At 69.7% G+C, this 16,453-nt stretch carries 14 protein-coding genes; 13 read left to right on the top strand and 1 reads right to left on the bottom strand.

Translation table 11 applies throughout. The annotated features are described in order from the left end of the window. Positions 1–263 precede the first annotated feature (263 nt). The 5 genes from AB0G16_RS29970 to AB0G16_RS29950 all read left to right on the top strand — a co-directional run bounded on the left by AB0G16_RS29970 (position 264) and on the right by AB0G16_RS29950 (position 4,563). Positions 264–986: a DUF433 domain-containing protein gene (locus AB0G16_RS29970; protein ID WP_362812302.1), complete on the top strand. Its 723-nt coding sequence runs from the start codon at positions 264–266 to the stop codon at positions 984–986. Between the two features lie 9 nt (positions 987–995). Continuing rightward, a complete protein-coding gene (locus tag AB0G16_RS29965) occupies positions 996–1,250 on the top strand; it encodes a hypothetical protein (RefSeq protein ID WP_362812299.1) in 255 nt (84 codons plus the stop codon). A gap of 868 nt (positions 1,251–2,118) precedes the next feature. After that, the gene (locus AB0G16_RS29960; RefSeq protein WP_362812297.1) at positions 2,119–2,670 is read left to right on the top strand and encodes a hypothetical protein; all 552 of its coding nucleotides are present in this window, start codon (positions 2,119–2,121) and stop codon (positions 2,668–2,670) included. A 312-nt stretch (positions 2,671–2,982) separates the two neighbouring features. After that, positions 2,983–3,576, top strand: coding sequence for an RNA polymerase sigma factor (locus tag AB0G16_RS29955; protein WP_362812294.1), 594 nt, complete (start codon positions 2,983–2,985; stop codon positions 3,574–3,576). Positions 3,577–3,579: 3 nt separating this feature from the next. Continuing rightward, the gene (locus tag AB0G16_RS29950; RefSeq protein WP_362812291.1) at positions 3,580–4,563 is read left to right on the top strand and encodes a CU044_5270 family protein; all 984 of its coding nucleotides are present in this window, start codon (positions 3,580–3,582) and stop codon (positions 4,561–4,563) included. A 399-nt stretch (positions 4,564–4,962) separates the two neighbouring features. Here AB0G16_RS29950 and AB0G16_RS29945 read toward each other — a convergent pair whose 3' ends face one another. Continuing rightward, entirely contained in the window at positions 4,963–5,355 is a 393-nt protein-coding gene (locus tag AB0G16_RS29945) for a ribonuclease E inhibitor RraB (RefSeq protein ID WP_362812288.1), read from the bottom strand. Between the two features lie 990 nt (positions 5,356–6,345). Here AB0G16_RS29945 and AB0G16_RS29940 point away from each other — a divergent pair. The 8 genes from AB0G16_RS29940 to AB0G16_RS29905 all read left to right on the top strand — a co-directional run bounded on the left by AB0G16_RS29940 (position 6,346) and on the right by AB0G16_RS29905 (position 16,316). Beyond that, complete coding sequence (locus AB0G16_RS29940) at positions 6,346–7,833, top strand: hypothetical protein (protein ID WP_362812285.1); 1,488 nt, start codon at positions 6,346–6,348, stop codon at positions 7,831–7,833. Between the two features lie 212 nt (positions 7,834–8,045). After that, positions 8,046–9,440, top strand: a complete 1,395-nt coding sequence (locus tag AB0G16_RS29935; RefSeq protein WP_362812282.1) for a GH1 family beta-glucosidase — start codon at positions 8,046–8,048, stop codon at positions 9,438–9,440. Continuing rightward, entirely contained in the window at positions 9,437–10,696 is a 1,260-nt protein-coding gene (locus AB0G16_RS29930) for an extracellular solute-binding protein (RefSeq protein ID WP_362812279.1), read from the top strand. Before AB0G16_RS29935 ends, AB0G16_RS29930 begins: the two co-directional genes overlap by 4 nt. Positions 10,697–10,757: 61 nt before the next feature. Continuing rightward, positions 10,758–11,636: a sugar ABC transporter permease gene (locus tag AB0G16_RS29925; RefSeq protein ID WP_362812276.1), complete on the top strand. Its 879-nt coding sequence runs from the start codon at positions 10,758–10,760 to the stop codon at positions 11,634–11,636. Then, positions 11,623–12,456: a carbohydrate ABC transporter permease gene (locus AB0G16_RS29920; protein WP_362812273.1), complete on the top strand. Its 834-nt coding sequence runs from the start codon at positions 11,623–11,625 to the stop codon at positions 12,454–12,456. Before AB0G16_RS29925 ends, AB0G16_RS29920 begins: the two co-directional genes overlap by 14 nt. A 26-nt stretch (positions 12,457–12,482) precedes the next feature. Beyond that, positions 12,483–13,907, top strand: a complete 1,425-nt coding sequence (locus tag AB0G16_RS29915; protein WP_362812270.1) for a cellulase family glycosylhydrolase — start codon at positions 12,483–12,485, stop codon at positions 13,905–13,907. A gap of 40 nt (positions 13,908–13,947) precedes the next feature. Then, positions 13,948–15,198 (top strand): ROK family transcriptional regulator, encoded by a 1,251-nt coding sequence (locus AB0G16_RS29910; protein WP_362812267.1) that lies wholly within the window; start codon positions 13,948–13,950, stop codon positions 15,196–15,198. A gap of 122 nt (positions 15,199–15,320) precedes the next feature. After that, positions 15,321–16,316, top strand: a complete 996-nt coding sequence (locus AB0G16_RS29905; RefSeq protein WP_362812264.1) for a MerR family transcriptional regulator — start codon at positions 15,321–15,323, stop codon at positions 16,314–16,316. Positions 16,317–16,453: the final 137 nt, after the last annotated feature.

Here is a 16,453-nt window from a genome sequence, read left to right as displayed (position 1 = left end):
TTCAGCACGGCAACCTACGCTCGTTCCCTTTTACACCGCATCTCGGACGCGACCCATCGAAGAGGTCAGGGGTTCGAATCCCCTCGTCTCCACAAGATCAAAGGGCCGCCTCTGCTCCGCAGAGACGGCCCTTTTTCGATGACCGGTGTGTGGCACTGGCGGAGGGACTTCTCTAGGTACATGATCGAATGAGGTGAGGGAGCAGAGATCATGTGCGGCTGAAGGCCGTTTTCCCTAGGCTGTCCTGAAGGGAGGTGACGACGATGGGAACACGTACGGGCAGCCCAGAGGGCTTGATCGGCGACTTCCGCTATGTCACCCCCCTGTATACCAAGGGGCAGGCTGCCGATCTGATCGGTGTACCTCGTCAGTCCTTCCGTAACTGGGCCGTGGGGTATGCGTACAAGCGGATGGACGGGGTGGCCGTCGCGGCTGAGCCCTTGGTGACCACGGCGGGTTCACACGGTCCGACGGTTCCCTTCGTTGGCCTCGCCGAGGCTTACATGCTTGCCGCGTTCCGCAGTGCGAAGGTTCCCATGCAGCGGATCCGGCCTGCCATCCACTGGCTGGAGGAGAACATCGGGCTTGGCCAGGCGCTGGCCAGTGAGCGGCTGATGACCGATGGCGCTGAGGTGCTGTGGGACTTCAAGGAGCACACGGACGATCCCGCTGAGCGGGAGGCGATCGATGGCCTGGTCGTCGTGCGTAGTGGTCAACAGGTCTTCCGCCCAGTCGTCCGGGACTATCTCCAGCGGGTCACCTATCAGGACGGATGGATGAGGATGATCCATCTTCTGGGATATGAGCGTGTGGAGGTAACCGTCGATCCGTGGATCAATGGTGGCCAGCCGACCGTTGCTCGTCGCGGGATACGGGTGGCAGACGTGCTCAGCCGGGCGAGAGCCGGTGAGGACTGGCGTGATATCGCCGACGACTACGACCTCCAATTGAACGAGGTTGAGGCGCTCCTCTCGCAGGCGGCGTAGGGAAGAGGGGTGGTGGCGGGCGAGGCCGGGGAGTCCGGACTTACTTTCTTCCTTGACAGAGGACTGGGTTCGAAGATCGTTCCCAATGCTCTGCGCGAGGCTGGTTGGTTTCTAGAAACGATGGACGAGCGTTACGGCAAGGATGACTCCCAGCGGATCGATGACGTCCAGTGGATAGAGGAGGCGACCATCCGCGGTGACATCTTGTTGTGCAAAGACCTGGCGATCACCCGGAATCTTGTTGAAGCACGGTCATCTTTATGAGTGGTGCTCGCATCTTTGCGATTGCAAACGCGAGTGTGGTCGGAAGGGACATGGCCGACATCTTCCTCGCCAATGAGGCCAGGATCGTCCAGGCTGCTCAACGAGTCACCGAGCCGTTTGTCTTCGCTGTGGGCCACGACGGTTTGAGACGCACCCGAGTGCGATATCCGGATCAAGGATCGGATCTCTGAGTGAGCATCAGAACAACGAGGCCACGAGGGCTATCGCCTGTATCGGGGTCCGCCGTATGCCCCGTGGGCAAGGAGACCTGATCTATAAAGGGTTGGGCGGAGTCAGCGAAAAGTCAGTGAACCCGCTGACACGGGAGCGCAGCCAAGACCGACGGACGTCATCGTCGTGGCATCTGACGACACCGAACGGCATCCGTTGATCGGAAACGGTGCGTCCCAACGGGCTTCGCATCAAAGAGGTCAGGGGTTCGAATCCCATCTCCACCCAGGTCAGAAGGCCGCTTCCGAGAGATCGGGAGCGGCCTTCTGCGTTGCCGGGTGACCAACTGAGTGACTACGGTCCATCCACCGGGTCCGTGCCATTCCGGGTTTCGCGAAGTCCAGTGGTGAGGTGTCTCAGCGGTGAGCGATTCCAGTCCCGTGACCGGGTGGGTCTTCCTGGGGGAGGGGGCTCGGTGGCCGTCCGGCGTGTTCCGGACGCGAGAGTGCGCAGAATCGTGGATCAAGAGCGGCGAGCTGACGGGGATGCTCACGGAGTACCCCCTCGACACGGGTGCCTGGGTGCCTATGACTGGGCGATCGAGCACGGCCATTTCCAGCCTCGCACCGCCCAGGCGAGGCCCGGGCCGTACCCCGCTCCGCGGGAGGCTGCGTGCAGGCGCCGTTACCGTTCGGCCATGACGTTTCCCGCCGCGCGGTTCAAAGGGTGTTTTCCCGAGCTCTTCGGCTTCGTGCTGCTCGATGCCACAGGGCTCGACGACGTCGGTGCCGGCAGCCCCGTCGGCAGGAATCTGCTGCAGCTGTTCAGCACGAGTGAGCAGGGCGATCAGGTCGTACGTGACGGCATCGCGATTCCCGCGCAGAACATCGATCCCGGCTTCTACACCGTGCTCGTACGCCACGTCCGGAGTCCTTCGCCGTGGCGGGACCCCAAGGTGACATCCACCGGGTGGGTTCTGCACGTCCGGTCGGAAGAGGTGCTGCTGTGCGGCCTGGGCTACCTCACGAAGTGGGCGCCCGACGATCCCCGGCATCGTCGCATTTCCGTGCCACCCGGCTGGTACGAAGTGGAAGTCCGCGGACACCTCTTGGACCCCGACGACCCTGACATGGATCCCGACGACCCCGACGACGCCGCCTACGAGTTCGTGCTGAGCGGTCCGACCGGCGCCCGGCCCACGTTCCGTGCCCACCTCGGCCACGGCCTCAACCTCATCGACAACGACTGATCACATCGGACTCATTCGTCTGGAAAGAGACGACCCGGCGAGATTGATGCTCTCGCCGGGCTTGGATCCTCATCAGCGGGATGTCGCGGTGGCGCGAGCCCCGTCCATCGGTACGTGCGGTTGCCGAGGAGCAGAGCGGTGGCAGCGCCGTCACCTCGCCCGATCCGGCGTCCACGCATGACCGAACCCGGGATCAGCCAGAACGAGACACCGCCGAGGCGAGGTCATGACCGCCGGCGAAATTCATGGAACCCTCGGCCCGGTCCGCGGCAATTACTCGAGTCATGACCAGAGACACCCGAGAGGCAAGAGATGCGACATGAGAGCCTGGCGGACCTCTCGCCCGGGTCCGGCGCCGCGGACGGTGCGCCGCCTCGGCGCGAGTCCGAACGGCTGGCCGCCCTGTTCGTCCGTCATGCCCCGGAACTCAAGCGCTATGTCGTACGACGGCTGGGGCTGGATCCGGCCGACGACATCGTGGCTGAGACGTTCGCCGTGGCGTTGCAGCGCCTGGAGTCCTACGACGAGAGGCTCGGCGACGAGCGTTCCTGGTTGTACGGCATCGCCACCAACCTCATCGGACGGCACCGCCGCCGCGAGATCGGCCTGTACAGGGCACTGAGCCGGACGGGGGCCGACTCGGTGATCGAGCCGTTCACGGACGAGGTCGAGCGGCGGGTGACCGCGAACGGGGCGCGCAGGCGGCTGGCGAAGGCACTGGCCGGGCTGTCACAGAAACACCGGGACACGTTGCTGCTGGTGGCGTGGACAGAGCTGACGTACGAGGAGGTCGCCCTGGCACTCGACGTTCCCGTGGGGACCGTGCGATCACGGGTCAACCGGGCTCGCGGCAAGTTGCGCCGGGCGCTCGCCGGTATGGATCCGACCGTTGTGGACGAGGGATGAGTGATGGTGAACGAGATCGAGCTCCTGAGGGAGATGCGCGACGAGGTTCCCGGGCGGCTGGACATGTCGGGGGCGGAGCGCAGGCTGGCCGAGATGACGGCCAGGGGGTTGCCCGCCTCCGGGGGGCGCGAGCGGCCCGCGTACCGGACGTGGCTGGGGCTGACCCTGGCGGGGGCCTGCGTGCTGGCGGTCGCGGCCATGGCCGTCACCCGAACGCAGGACGCAGGAGCGGGGCTGGAAGCCGCCGGGTCGGCCCACGAGACCACACGGCCGACCGGCGCGGCGGCCCGGCCCAGCGGGACGGTGACGCGGCCGGACGGTGTGGCGATGGTGCTGGAGCAGGCGGCACTCGTCGCCGCTCGGAGCACCACTACGGAGATCCGCCCGGATCAGTGGTTCTATCTCAAGGAATCACAGCACCTGGGGGGGAATCTGCCGCCGGTCGAGATATGGCAGGGGATGGACGGACGGAAGTCGGCGATCAGACAGCAGGGCGGTGAGCTGAAGGTGACCGCCGCGGAGAAGGGGCCGACGCACAGTGGACGTACGCAAGAGGAGGTGGAGGCGCTGCCGTCCGACCCGGACGCGTTGCTCCGGCACTTCCGCGCTCTCGAACGGGGACTTTACCCGCTGTCGATCTGCCGGCCCGGCTGCTCCTCCGAGATCGCGGACGACGTCAAGGTGTTCGGGGCCATCGGGTGGTACATGAAGTTCGGTCCGATGATCCCGCCGGACACGGCCGCGGGGATGTACCGGGCGCTGGCCAAGATCCCGAACGTGTCCATCGAGCGGGATGTCACCGACATGGACGGGCGCCGGGGGGTCGGCGTGGTGTTCGATGCCGGAGAAGGGGTGAAGGCGTACTACGTCCTTGATCCGGATGACTACCGATACATGGGGGTGAAAGTGATGCAAGGCGAGGGCGAGGCCACGGGCATGTCGGTGCTCGCCTCCGGGATCGTCGACAGGCCGGGCGACGTTCCCTGACGCACCCCCTGTCGCGGCCGCCGCCGCATGGAACTCCGTGGTGGAAGGGAGCGGGCGGCGTGACGCCGAGCGCATGGCGCCGGCGCGGCAACCGGCGCTCACGGGGGCGGAACCGCGCGAATTCGATGCGGGAAACGCCCTGGGCTCGGCGCGGCAGCCGTACGCCTGCATGCCGATGACCGGACGCGGGGGCCCTGGCCGACACCCTCGTGAATGAAGGACGGGTCGATCTCAACGGGATGGCCTACGTCCGCGGGCCCGAGGGAATCATCGTCTCGTTGGCCGAGCGCATCGAGAAGTAAGGGGACCGTCTTCCCGGAGAGCCGCTTCCCGGAGAGCCGCTTCCCGGGGACCGGGAGCGGCCTTCTGCGTCACCGGGCGACCGGCCGGGTCTACCGTTCACGGAGTGGCCGCGGCCTCCCAGCCGTCGTACTCGCTGTGGTGGCGAGCGGCCAGGTCGTCGAACAGGTCGCCCGTCTCCCGTACGAAGTCGGGTGAGATCACCGCGTTCGCCTCACAGGTCACCGGCCAGCTGTCCGGGTCCTGCGGAGAGGGCTTCCCGACCTGGGCGCGCAAACCGTGGTCGGCGCCTTGAGCCTCTTTGGCGACGCTCTGAGCGGCATCGAGGGTGGGGGCGTACAGGTAGAAGGTCACGTGGCGAGGCCGCTCGAGATCGGCTCCGGCCTTGGTGAGGTGGTGCATCACCAGCAGGTCCTTGTACTTGATCCCGAGCTGTGGCGACCGCTCTTCCAGATCGACTTGCTCGCGCTGCTTCCTCCGGAACGGCCACATGTGTCTTCCTCGTAATCCTGTTCGGATCGGTGATCCTAGTCGGTCGGGGAGGAGCCGGTCCGGCCCGGAGCCGAAGGGCGCCTCGTACACGGTGAGTGCGTCCGTCCGGCCCTGTTGAAGCGATCACGATCAGGCCATCGGCCCGAGCGTGGGGAACCCGGGCTCCTCCCGTTTCTCCGCCGCGGGAGGTGGAGCTCATGGGAGCGGGCAGAGCGGCCATCCCGATATCGGCGATCGTCACGGACGTACGACAGCGGACAGGACGGAGGACCGGCCTCCCGCTGGACTCCCCATGGATCACAGCTCGGCGAAAAATCGGCGAACCCGCTGATACGAAAACACGGCCGACGGCACCGGATGACATCTGGCGGGCAGACCCGGTACATCCCGCCGGGGTTCACCTCGTCGCATCCTTTCCGCTCCACCCGGAGTCGTTCTCGAGTGGGCTCGGGGGGCGGTCGACGAGACCCCGTCCGATCGCTTGACCGGGCGGGGATCTCGTGGTTCCCGAGGTTGCGTGGCCGCCGGGCGGGCCGATTTTCGGCTCGGGTGGTGACCGCGTGGGGACGCGCGAAACCCGGTGGAAATGCCGGCCCGAGGCCGGAAAAGGGAAAGAACCGGATGCCGCCCGATGTCTTGACGTCGCCAATGGCGCTCCTTAGCATTCTCCCACCGATATCCGGAGAGGACCGATCGGTGACGAACCTTTATGACACTCGCGTCAAAAATCCGGTCGAATGTCATATCGGCATACGTCACGACGGCGACCGGTGGGTGTGAAGGAGCGGGCTTGAACGAGCCATTCGGCCGCGGCGATCACCGGCGAAACGGCGGTCGACCCGCCGGGCCCGTCGTTTTCGGCCGGATCACCCGCCGGTGACTGCCGGGGAACGCGCGCCAGGTCTCGTGCGGTCCCCCGCGAGGCGGGCCGAGGTGACCGGTGGTGGCCTGAGGGTCCACTTCTCCGGCTCTCGATCGGGTCGGTGGCCCATGACGGTCGGTCAGAAGAACGTGCTGGAGTGGATCGGTTCCGACCTGCCCGGACCGGCCGACATCCTGTCGACGACGGTGCGAGTGCCCCGGGGGAGCACCATGGGCGCGGTCGGCGCGGCTCTGGGCGAGCTGATCGGTCGCAGGGAGGCGCTGCGGACCCTCGTGCGGGACGGCGAGCAGTTCGTGTGCGCGTCGGGGACGCTCGTCGCCGAGGTGGTCGAGGCCACCGGCACCCACCGGGACTGGTCCCCGTCCGGCCGGGCTTTCGACCCCGCCGCCGACCTCCCGGTACGGGCGAGCGTGGTGACGCGGTCGGGGGCCCCCTTCCTGGTCGGCCTTCGCGTGTCGCACGTGGCGGCGGACCTGATGGCGATGACGATCCTGGGCGCCGAACTCGCCGCCCTGCTGGCGGGCCGGACGCTTCCGCCCGCCGCGTACCATCCCGCCGACCGTGCCGTCTACGAACTCTCCCCGGCGGGGCGGCGCCGTCTGGAGGGCTCGGTCGGGTACTGGGCCCGGCAGGTGGCCGAGAAGCCGTTGTGCGCGTTCGGCCTGCCCTTCCGTTTTCCCGACGCCCGCGGCCATCATCACGTCCTGCTGGGGTCCCGGCCCGCGGCGGAGGCGGTGGCCCACATCGTGGCGAGCACGGGTGCGCGGCCGCCGGCGGTCGTGATGGCCGCGTTCGCGGCGCTCCTGACGAGCTGGACCGGAGTCCCGGGGTGCCAGCTCAACTGCCTGTGCAACAACCGTTTCTCCCCGGAACTGCGCGACTACGTCGGCACGGTGGCCCAGGAGACGATCGTCCCGTTCACCGCGTCGTCCTCGTTCCTGCGGTCGGTCTCCCGGACGGACGCCGCGGCCCTGGCGGCCTACAGGTACGGCCGGTACGACCCGGCCCGGCTGACCGAGGCGAAGGGCGAGGCGGAGCGGGCCCGCGGCATGAGCTGTCACCGGGACGTGGTCGTCAACAACACGACCGGCCACTCGCGGGTGACCCTGCCGGGGACCGGCGTGGAACCCGTCACGGACGGCCGGGTGTTCGGCGCCCCCGCGGAGTTCGACGTCTACCGGCTGGACGGCAGGATCGGCTGCGGGCTCGGCCTCGACGCCCGCCTGGCCACCGCCGACGAGACCGCCGGCCTGCTCGGCGGGGTCGAGCGACTCATCGTCGCCGCCGCCGACGGTGACGTCGATCCGGCCGGCTTCGGCATCCCCCCGGTGGAACGAGGGCCGGGCTGGGTGCGTGCCCGCTCGTGCTGGGTCGATCTCGCAGGTGTTCAGGCCGCGGTGGACCTCGCCCTGGGTCTCGGTGTCGCGCGGGTCGAGGCCGAGGGTGACGAGCTCGTCGCCCACGTCGGGCACGACATCGACGTCTCCGCGGCCGCCGAGGCGGTGGTCGCCGCGGTCCTGCGCGAGGGACGCCATGGCGTGGTCGCACCCAGCCGCTACGCGCGAGCCGCCGGCGGGGGACGATCGGCGCGATGACCGGCGCCGCCCCGGCCCCTCCGGCGGCCCGGTCGCCGGCGCGTTTCCCGTGAGGCTTCCTTTCCCCGCGGTGCGGGAGCCGGTCATCGCCCCTCGCCCCGGGCGTGGCTGACCAGCGAGGATTCGCCGCGACTCCTCTTCCGCCCCTCTTGCGCGCCGTTTGTCTACGCCTTAGCCTAAGCCAAACATTAACCAAGAGGACTTGATCATTCATGGATTCGACGTCGACGACGAAAGACGTGCTCGACCTGACCGCGTTCCCGGCGGGATTCGCCTGGGGCCTGGCCACCGCCGCCTACCAGATCGAGGGCGCGGTGGCCGAGGGCGGCCGCGAGCCCAGCATCTGGGACGTCTTCTCCCACACCCCCGGCGCCACGCTGCACGGCGACACCGGTGACATCGCGTGCGACCACTACCACCGCTGGGAGGCCGACCTGGACCTGCTGGCATCGCTGAACGTGAGCGGCTACCGCCTTTCGGTGTCCTGGGCGCGGCTGCAGCCCGCCGGTCGTGGCGCGTTGAACCCCGAGGCGGTGACCTTCTACCGTGCCCTGCTGGCCGGTCTGCGTGAGCGCGGCATCGAGCCGTTCGTCACCCTCTACCACTGGGATCTGCCGGCCGTGCTGGAGCGCGAGGGCGGCTGGCCGGCGCGTGAGACCGCGTACCTGTTCGCCGACTACGCGCGGCGTACCGTCGGCGCGCTCGGCGATCTGGCCACGCGCTGGGTGACGCTGAACGAGCCGTGGTGCTCGTCCTTCCTCGGCTACGGGTACGGCAAGCACGCGCCGGGCCGCACCGACCTGGAGCTGGCCGTGGCCGCCGCGCATCACCTCAACCTCGCGCACGGCCTGGCCGTGCGTGCCGTCCGCGAGGTCGCCCCGGCCGCCGAGATCGGCATCACGAATCTCATCACCGACGTCGTGCCGGCGAGCGACCTGCCCGCCGACCGGCGCGCGGCGACCCGGCTCGACGCGGTCGGCAACCGTGTCTTCCTCGACCCGGTCTATCTGGGCGGCTACGGCCCGGCCGTACACGAATGCCTGGACCCGTTCGGGCTGGGGGCGCTCGTCCACGACGACGACCTGGCGATCATCGCCACCCCGACGGACTTCGCCGGCGTGAACCACTATCAGCGCGTGGTCGCCGCCCACGACGAGAGCGAGCCGTTCGGCGTGCGCGAGCGCCCCTGCGAGCCGGCCACCACCTCCTTCGGCTGGTCGGTCATCCCCGACTCCCTGCACGCGGTGCTGACCCGCGTCGCCGACCGGTTCACCCGGCTGCCGCTGTACGTCACCGAGAGCGGTGCCAGCTTCGACGACTACGTCGGCCCGGACGGCCGCGTCCACGACGAGGAACGCGTCGACTACCTGCGGGACTACTTCGCCGCCGCGGCTCGCGCCCTGTCCGACGGCGTCGACCTGCGCGGCTACTTCGTCTGGTCCTTTCTGGACAACTTCGAATGGGGCGAGGGCTACAGCAAGCGCTTCGGCCTGATCCACGTCGACTACCGCACGCAGGAACGCGTCCCCAAGCTCAGCGCGCACTGGTACGGCGAGCTCATCGCCCGCCACCGCCTGCTCACCACCTCGAAAGGAACTCCCCGATGACGAATTTCCGCCTGGCCCTGGCCGCCTCGTGCCTGGTGCTGCTCACCGGATGCGCGGGCTCCGGCGGAGCCGAGGGCTCGGACGGCGGTGAGGGGGACGTCCGCGCCGCCAAGGAGCTGACCGTGTGGGTCATGGGCGACAGCTCCGCCCACTTCGACGAGCTGGTCAAGCCGTTCACGCAGAAGAGCGGCATCGCGGTCGACGCCGTCGCCGTGCCCTGGGACGCCGTCGACCAGAAGTTCACCACCGCCGTGGCGTCGGGCAACGGCCCCGACGTCATCCAGATCGGCGTGTCGAAGCTGCGCACGTTCGCCGACTCCGGCGTCCTGCTCACGCTGGACCAGCAGGCGCTGGACGGGTACCCCAACCTGGCGGCCGGCAAGTTCCTCGACGGCATCGCGGGTGACGCCGCCGCGGTCGGCGGCAAGGTGGTGAGCCTCCCGTGGGTGAGCGACACCCGCGTGCTGTTCTACCGCAGCGACATCCTGTCGGAGCACGGCATCGGCAAGCCGCCGGCCACCTGGGACGAGGTCCGCGCCGCCGCCGCGAAGCTCGCCGGGCGCGGTGAGCGCCAGTTCGGCTTCTACGTCCCGCAGTGGGACAGCGCGCTGCCGGTCATCCTCACCTGGGGTCAGGGAGGCGACATCGTGGACGCCACCGGCAAGGTCGACTTCGACACCCCGGCGTTCCGCGAGGCCGTCGACACCTACACCGGCCTGTACGCCGACAAGAGCGTGCCGGTCAACGCCGACTTCGACCAGACGCAGGGCTTCGTCACCGGTGCCACGCCCATGCTGGTCTCCGGCCCCTACCTGGCAGGCGAGATCAATTCCGCCGCTCCCGACCTCAAGGGCAAGTGGGCCGTCGCCCCGATACCGGGCGGCACCGCCCGCACGTCGCTGCTGGCCGGTTCCAACCTCGGCGTGTGGGGCGCCACCGACAACAGGGACGGCGCGCTGAAGCTGCTGGACTTCCTGTCCGAGCCGCGGACCCAGCTCGCCTGGTACAAGCTCGACGGTCAGCTCCCCTCGGCCAAGGCCGCGCTCGGCGACGCGTCGCTGACCTCCGACCCGCTGGTGTCGGTCTACGCCGAGCAGCTCACCGACGCGAAGCTCCTTCCCCTGGTGCCCAACTGGGACGGGGAGACCGGCAAGGCGCTCCTGGACAGCCTCAACAGCATCGTCCTGACCGGCGCCGACCGCGACGCCACGCTCAAGGGCCTGTACGAGGCCACCAGCGGCACATCCGTCAACTGATCCCGCGAACCGGTGCGGGGGCGGGCCGCCCCGCCGCCTCCCGCACCGGCCTGGAGACCACATGAAACCTCGCCTCGCGCCCTACCTGTTCGTCACCCCGGCGATGACGCTGCTGCTCGCCTTCGGAGTGCTTCCCATCCTGGTCGCGTTGCTGGTCAGCCTCACCGACATGAACCTCGGCGGGCTGGCCGACTACTCGCGCGTCTCCTTCGTCGGCGCCGACAACTACCGCGAGCTGTTCGGCGACGCCGCCTTCTGGCAGGCCCTGGGGAACACCGGGGTGTTCGCCGTCCTGGGCGTGCCCGCGGTGATCGTCGTGTCACTCGTGATCGCGCTGCTGCTCGACCGCGGCGACAGCCGCCTGTTCCGGGCGCTGCGCGCGTTCTACTTCGTGCCGGCCATCACCGGCATCGTCGCCGTCTCGCTGGTGTGGGGATACCTGTACAACACCCAGTTCGGGCTGTTCAACCATCTGCTGTCGCTGGTGGGGGTGGCGCCGGTGCAGTGGCTCGGCGACCCGGTCCTCGTCAAGTTCTCCGTCGCCCTGGTCGCCGTGTGGCGTGGCACCGGCCTGAACGTCATCATCTTCCTGGCCGCGCTGCAGGGCATCCCCAGGGAGTACCGGGAGGCGGCGGCCATCGACGGCGCCTCCGAACTGCGCACGACCGTGTCGATCGTCGTCCCGCTGCTGCGATTCGCGATCTTCTTCGTCGCCATCACCACGATCATCGCGTGGCTGCAGTTCTTCGACGAGCCGTTCGTGCTGACCAAGGGCGGCCCCCTGGGCGCCTCGACGAGCATCTCGCTGTTCCTGTACCAGAAGGGCTTCTCGGCCAGCCAGTTCGGCTACGCCAGCGCCGGCACCGTCGTGCTGTTCGCGATCATCGCCGTCGTCACCCTCGTACAGCTGCGGGCCAGGAGGATCGATGCCGAGGACTGACAGCCGGCGGGGCCGCGGGCCGACCGTCGTCGTCGGTGCCGCCCTCGTGATCGGCGCCCTGGTGACCGCCTTCCCGTTGCTCTGGATGATCCTCGGTTCGGTCAAGCCGCGCTCGGAGTCCGTCGCCCACCCGCCCCGCGTCCTGCCGCGGGAACCCACGCCGGAGTTCTTCGCGCACCTGTTCCAGGAGCTCGACTTCGGCCGCTACCTGATCAACACCGTCGCGGTCGTCGTCATCGGCATGGCCGGCCTGATCCTCATGGCCATGGCGGGGTACGGCTTCGCCAAGTTCCGCTTCCGCGGCCGGACGCCGATGTTCTTCCTGGTGCTGGTCACGATGATGATCCCCGTCCAGGTCACGATGATCCCCACGTACCTCATCCTCAACGGGATGCGGCTCACCGACACCCTGATCGGCATCGCCCTGCCCGGCCTGGTCTCCGGCTTCAGCGTGTTCCTGTTCCGGCAGTTCATGACCACCATCCCCACCGCCATGATCGAGGCCGCCCGCATGGACGGCGCGAGCGAGGCGCGCATCTTCTGGCGGATCGTCCTGCCGCTGTCCAAACCGATCATGGCCGTGCAGGTCGTGCTGACCTTCATCGCCGGCTGGAACAGCTTCCTGTGGCCGCTGATCATCGCCAACGACGAGCGCCTCTACACCCTGTCGGTCGGGGTGTCGCTGCTCAACCAGCAGATCGCCACCAACCCCTCGTTGCAGATGGCCGCCTCCACCCTCATGGTCGCGCCCATCCTGATCGTCTTCATCGCCTTCCAGCGGTTCGTGGTCCAGGGGTTCACCCTGTCCGGACTCAAATGACCCACAGATCGAGGAGCCACCCGCTCATGACCACCCGCTTCACGGGTTTCGTCCACGCCTCGGGCCCCCACCTGGTCGACGGCGCCGGCACGCCGCTGCTGCTGCGCGGCGTCGGTCTCGGCAACTGGCTGCTCGCCGAGGGGTACATGTGGAGGTTCGGCGACGAGCTCGGTTCGCCGCGCCAGATCGAGCGGCGCGTCGAGGCCCTCGTCGGCACCGCACGCGCCACCGAGTTCTGGACCCGCTACCGGGGCTCCTTCATCACCGAGGCCGACATCGCCCGCATCGCCGAGCTGGGATTCGACCATGTGCGCCTGCCGCTCAACTCCCGCGGCCTGATCGACGAGGCCGGCGTCTACCTGGAGGACGGCTTCGCCCACATCGACGACCTGCTGGGCTGGTGCGCGCGGCACGGGCTGTGGGTGCTGCTGGACCTGCACGGCGCCCCCGGCGGGCAGACGGGCACCAACATCGACGACTCGCCGAACGGCAGGCCCGAGCTGTTCATGGACGAGCGGTACCGGCGCCTGACCGTCCGGCTGTGGGAGGAGATCGCCCGCCGCTACCGCGACAACACCGTGGTGCTCGGCTACGACCTGCTCAACGAGCCGCTGCCCGACCGGTGGCAGCACGTCTACGCCGGCGAGCTCGTCGAGCTCTACCGTGACCTGACCGCCGCCGTCCGCGCGATCGACCCCGACCACCTGCTGATGTACGAGGGATCGCACTGGGCCACCAACTGGTCGATCTTCACCGACGTCCTCGACCCCAACTCCGCCCTGCAGTTCCACCGCTACTGGTGCCCGCCCGACCGCTCCAGCATCCAGGAGTACCTGGACGCCCGCGATCGGCTCGGCCTGCCCGTCTACATGGGCGAGGGCGGGGAGAACACCCCCGAGTGGATCTACACCGCGCACCGGCTCTACGAGGCGCACCACATCGGCTGGAACCTCTGGCCGTGGAAGAAGCTCGACACCCTCACCTCGCCGCTGTCGGCCCCGTCCCCGCGCGACTGGGCGCTGATCGCCGACCCCGGCGCGCACGTCGACCCCGGCGAGGCCTGGGTGATCCTGGAGGACTTCCTGGCCGCCGTCGAGCTCGCCGCCTGCGAGGAACGGCCCGAGGTGGTCAACGCCGCCTTCGGACGCCCGCCCCTGCGCATTCCCGGCTGGGGCTTCACCGACCTGGACGCCGCCTTCCACGACCGGTTCGCCGGCCGGTGCGCCGACGGTGTCTGGCACCACACCGCCGGCCAGCCGTACACCGCGCGGGAGCTCATGCCGGTCACCGTCGAGGCGGGCGGCGAACTGCACTATCCACTGGCGCACGAGCCCGCCGGGTGGCGCGTCGACGCCGACGAGCCCGACGCCTTCGAGATCGCCTGGCGCGCCGGCCGACTGGTCGTCCGCGCGGAACGGGCCGGGCGGCTGTACGGGGTGACGGTGCGATGACGGAGGCGCCCCCGTACGGTGTTGCTATGATCGGCGGATCATGATCGTCGAACCCGCTGCGGGTCGGCCCGCCCTCAGCCTGCCCGAGGTCTCCACGGTGACCACACTGCGGCAGCGTAACCGGGCCGTGGTGCTCAAGCACGTCATCCTCGCGCAGGAGACCACGCGCGCCGCCATCGCCAGGGAGTGCGGCCTGTCCGCCGCCTCGGCGGCCAACCTCGTCGCCGATCTCATCACCGCGGGCCTGGTCGAGGAGCGTGGCTCGGTCTCCTCCCGCGGCGGCCGGCCCATCACGCTGATCGGGCCGCGCGCCGACAGCGCCGTCACCGTCGGCGCCGACATCGGCGAGCGAGGCGTCGCCGTGGAGATGTTCGACCTGGCCATGAACCGGGTCGACCGCGAGTTCCACGGCGGCGCGGCGGAGGAGTCCCCCGAGCGCATCGGCGCCGGCCTGCACGCCGCCCTGGAGGCCCTGCGCGAACGCAACGCCCGCCGCTGGCCCACCCTGCTGGGCATCGGCCTCGGGCTGCCGGGCCTGGTCGAGGTCGACCCGGACGGGCGGCAGATCCTCTACGCCCAGAGCCTGGGCTGGCCGCCGGTGCCCGTGACCTCGCTGTGCGACGTGCCGGGCGTCATGGTGCTGGCGGAGAACGGCGCCAAGATGCAGAGCAGGGCGGAGCTGTGGTTCGGCAACGCCCGCGGGTGCGACCACGCGCTGGTCGCCCTGCTGGGGCGCGGCGCGGGCCTGGGCGTCGTCAGCGACGGCCGGATCGCACGCGGCTCGCGCTCCAGCGCCGGTGAGTGGGGGCACATGGTCATCCAGAGGGGTGGCCGGGTGTGCCGATGCGGCAACAGGGGCTGCGTGCAGGCCTACATCGGCGCCGACGCGATCCTGTCGGCCTGGCGTGAGACGGGGGCGCGGTTCGAGGGCACCGGCTGGCGTGCCCTCGGCGAGCTCATCGCGGCCGCGCAGCGGGGCGACCGGGCCGCGGCCGGTGTCGTGGACGACGTCGTCGACTGCCTGGGCGCGGCGCTGGGCGGCCTGGTCAACCTCACCGGACCCGAGCGGATCATCATCGGCGGCTGGGTGGGGCTGCGGCTGATGGAATCGCTCGGTGACCGCATCCGGGCGGCGATCGCCCGGCACAGCCTGGCCCGGCCGGCCGGCCAGTTCACGCTGCACGGCGCCGCGTTCGGCGGTGACGGCGTGGCCACCGGCGCGGCACTGCTGCCGCTGGAGGCGCTCATCGCCGCCGACCCCGCCGGTCACGGCCGGACCGCCGGATCATGAGTTCCCGGTACGGACGGCGACGGCCGTCCGTACCGGACGAGGGTGTTCCCCCGGCACGAGACCGGACGACGCCGGTGGGCGGGGCTTGAGTCTCAAGCCGCCTGAGACCCCATAGTGGCGGCATGGACGACAACGAGCCGTACCCGATCGGGGACGTGGCACGCCGGACCGGTCTGAGCGTCAGCGCCATCCGGTACTACTCCGACGCCGGGATCGTCACCCCGGCCCGCGTGACCGAGGCGGGATACCGCCTGTACGACATCCGGGCGATCGCCCGGCTGGAACTCATCCGCACCCTTCGCGACCTGGACGCCGGCCTGGACGACATCCGCCGGCTGCTCGACGGTGAGACGTCGCTGCGGGATCTCCTCGCGACGCACCTGGAGCTCGTCGAGCGTCAGGAGCGCGACCTCCGGGCCAGACGGGCCGTGCTGAGGACCCTGGTCGAGCAGGGGGGCACGGCCGCGCAGGTGACCCTGATGCACAGACTCGTCTCGATGCCCGACGAGGAGCGTGAGCGGCTCGTCGACGACTTCTGGAACGAGGTGGGCGAGGCCCTCGACGTCCCCCCGGGTTTCGTCGAGCGTTTGCGGACGGCGCGGCCGCGTCTGCCGGAGGACCCCACCGCCGCCCAGCTCGAGGCCTGGATCGAGCTGGCCGACCTGGTGCGGGGCGAGGAGTTCCGCGGCGCGGTGCGTTCCCATCTCCAGGACGCCTACGGCACGTTCCCGGGACGGCGCCTGGCCGCCGTGCCGGTGTGGGACTTCATCCACACCGAGGGGGCGATGATCGGGGAGGAGCTCCTGGAGGCGTACCGTTCCGGGCTGCCGGCGGACTCTCCCGCGGCGCGGGAGCTGGTCGTCCGCATGGCGGACGCGACCGCCGAGGTCTTCGGCGGGCAGGCCACGGCCGGGTCGCGGGACCGGCTGGCCGCGGCCTTCCTCCTCGCCGAGAGGGTCCGGCGCGAGGAATCCCCGCAGGAGGCCCGCTACGACGCCACCCACGGCAGGTACCTGTCCCTGGTGGCCGTGATCAACGGGACGCCGCCCGACACGGGCGAGGAGGGGCCCGCGCTCTTCGCGTGGATCGCGGCGGCTCTTCGTGCCTCGGCCCGGTGAGGGGGTGAGCTCCCGGGAGGGGATCCTCCCGACATCCCCCGTGCCCCGGGCCGGGCTTCGGGGGCCGGGTCCGCGCTGCTCTGAGCGGATCCGCCGCAGGCAGATCGTGTCGACGCCGGTCCGGAGCGCCCCACATG

The sequence above is a fragment of the Streptosporangium sp. NPDC023615 genome (assembly GCF_040640155.1).
Taxonomy (GTDB): domain Bacteria; phylum Actinomycetota; class Actinomycetes; order Streptosporangiales; family Streptosporangiaceae; genus Streptosporangium.
This window is presented reverse-complemented; position numbering and strand designations above follow the sequence as displayed.

Bases quoted from the DNA above. Each gene is read 5' to 3' on its own strand.
- AB0G16_RS29905 (WP_362812264.1), top strand. From the start codon at position 15,321: ATGGACGACAACGAGCCGTACCCGATCGGGGACGTGGCACGCCGGACC.
- AB0G16_RS29920 (WP_362812273.1), top strand. From the start codon at position 11,623: ATGCCGAGGACTGACAGCCGGCGGGGCCGCGGGCCGACCGTCGTCGTC.
- AB0G16_RS29950 (WP_362812291.1), top strand. From the start codon at position 3,580: ATGGTGAACGAGATCGAGCTCCTGAGGGAGATGCGCGACGAGGTTCCC.
- AB0G16_RS29925 (WP_362812276.1), top strand. From the start codon at position 10,758: ATGAAACCTCGCCTCGCGCCCTACCTGTTCGTCACCCCGGCGATGACG.
- AB0G16_RS29945 (WP_362812288.1), bottom strand. From the start codon at position 5,355: ATGTGGCCGTTCCGGAGGAAGCAGCGCGAGCAAGTCGATCTGGAAGAG.
- AB0G16_RS29955 (WP_362812294.1), top strand. From the start codon at position 2,983: ATGCGACATGAGAGCCTGGCGGACCTCTCGCCCGGGTCCGGCGCCGCG.
- AB0G16_RS29915 (WP_362812270.1), top strand. From the start codon at position 12,483: ATGACCACCCGCTTCACGGGTTTCGTCCACGCCTCGGGCCCCCACCTG.
- AB0G16_RS29935 (WP_362812282.1), top strand. From the start codon at position 8,046: ATGGATTCGACGTCGACGACGAAAGACGTGCTCGACCTGACCGCGTTC.
- AB0G16_RS29970 (WP_362812302.1), top strand. From the start codon at position 264: ATGGGAACACGTACGGGCAGCCCAGAGGGCTTGATCGGCGACTTCCGC.
- AB0G16_RS29930 (WP_362812279.1), top strand. From the start codon at position 9,437: ATGACGAATTTCCGCCTGGCCCTGGCCGCCTCGTGCCTGGTGCTGCTC.
- AB0G16_RS29910 (WP_362812267.1), top strand. From the start codon at position 13,948: ATGATCGTCGAACCCGCTGCGGGTCGGCCCGCCCTCAGCCTGCCCGAG.
- AB0G16_RS29940 (WP_362812285.1), top strand. From the start codon at position 6,346: ATGACGGTCGGTCAGAAGAACGTGCTGGAGTGGATCGGTTCCGACCTG.
- AB0G16_RS29960 (WP_362812297.1), top strand. From the start codon at position 2,119: ATGACGTTTCCCGCCGCGCGGTTCAAAGGGTGTTTTCCCGAGCTCTTC.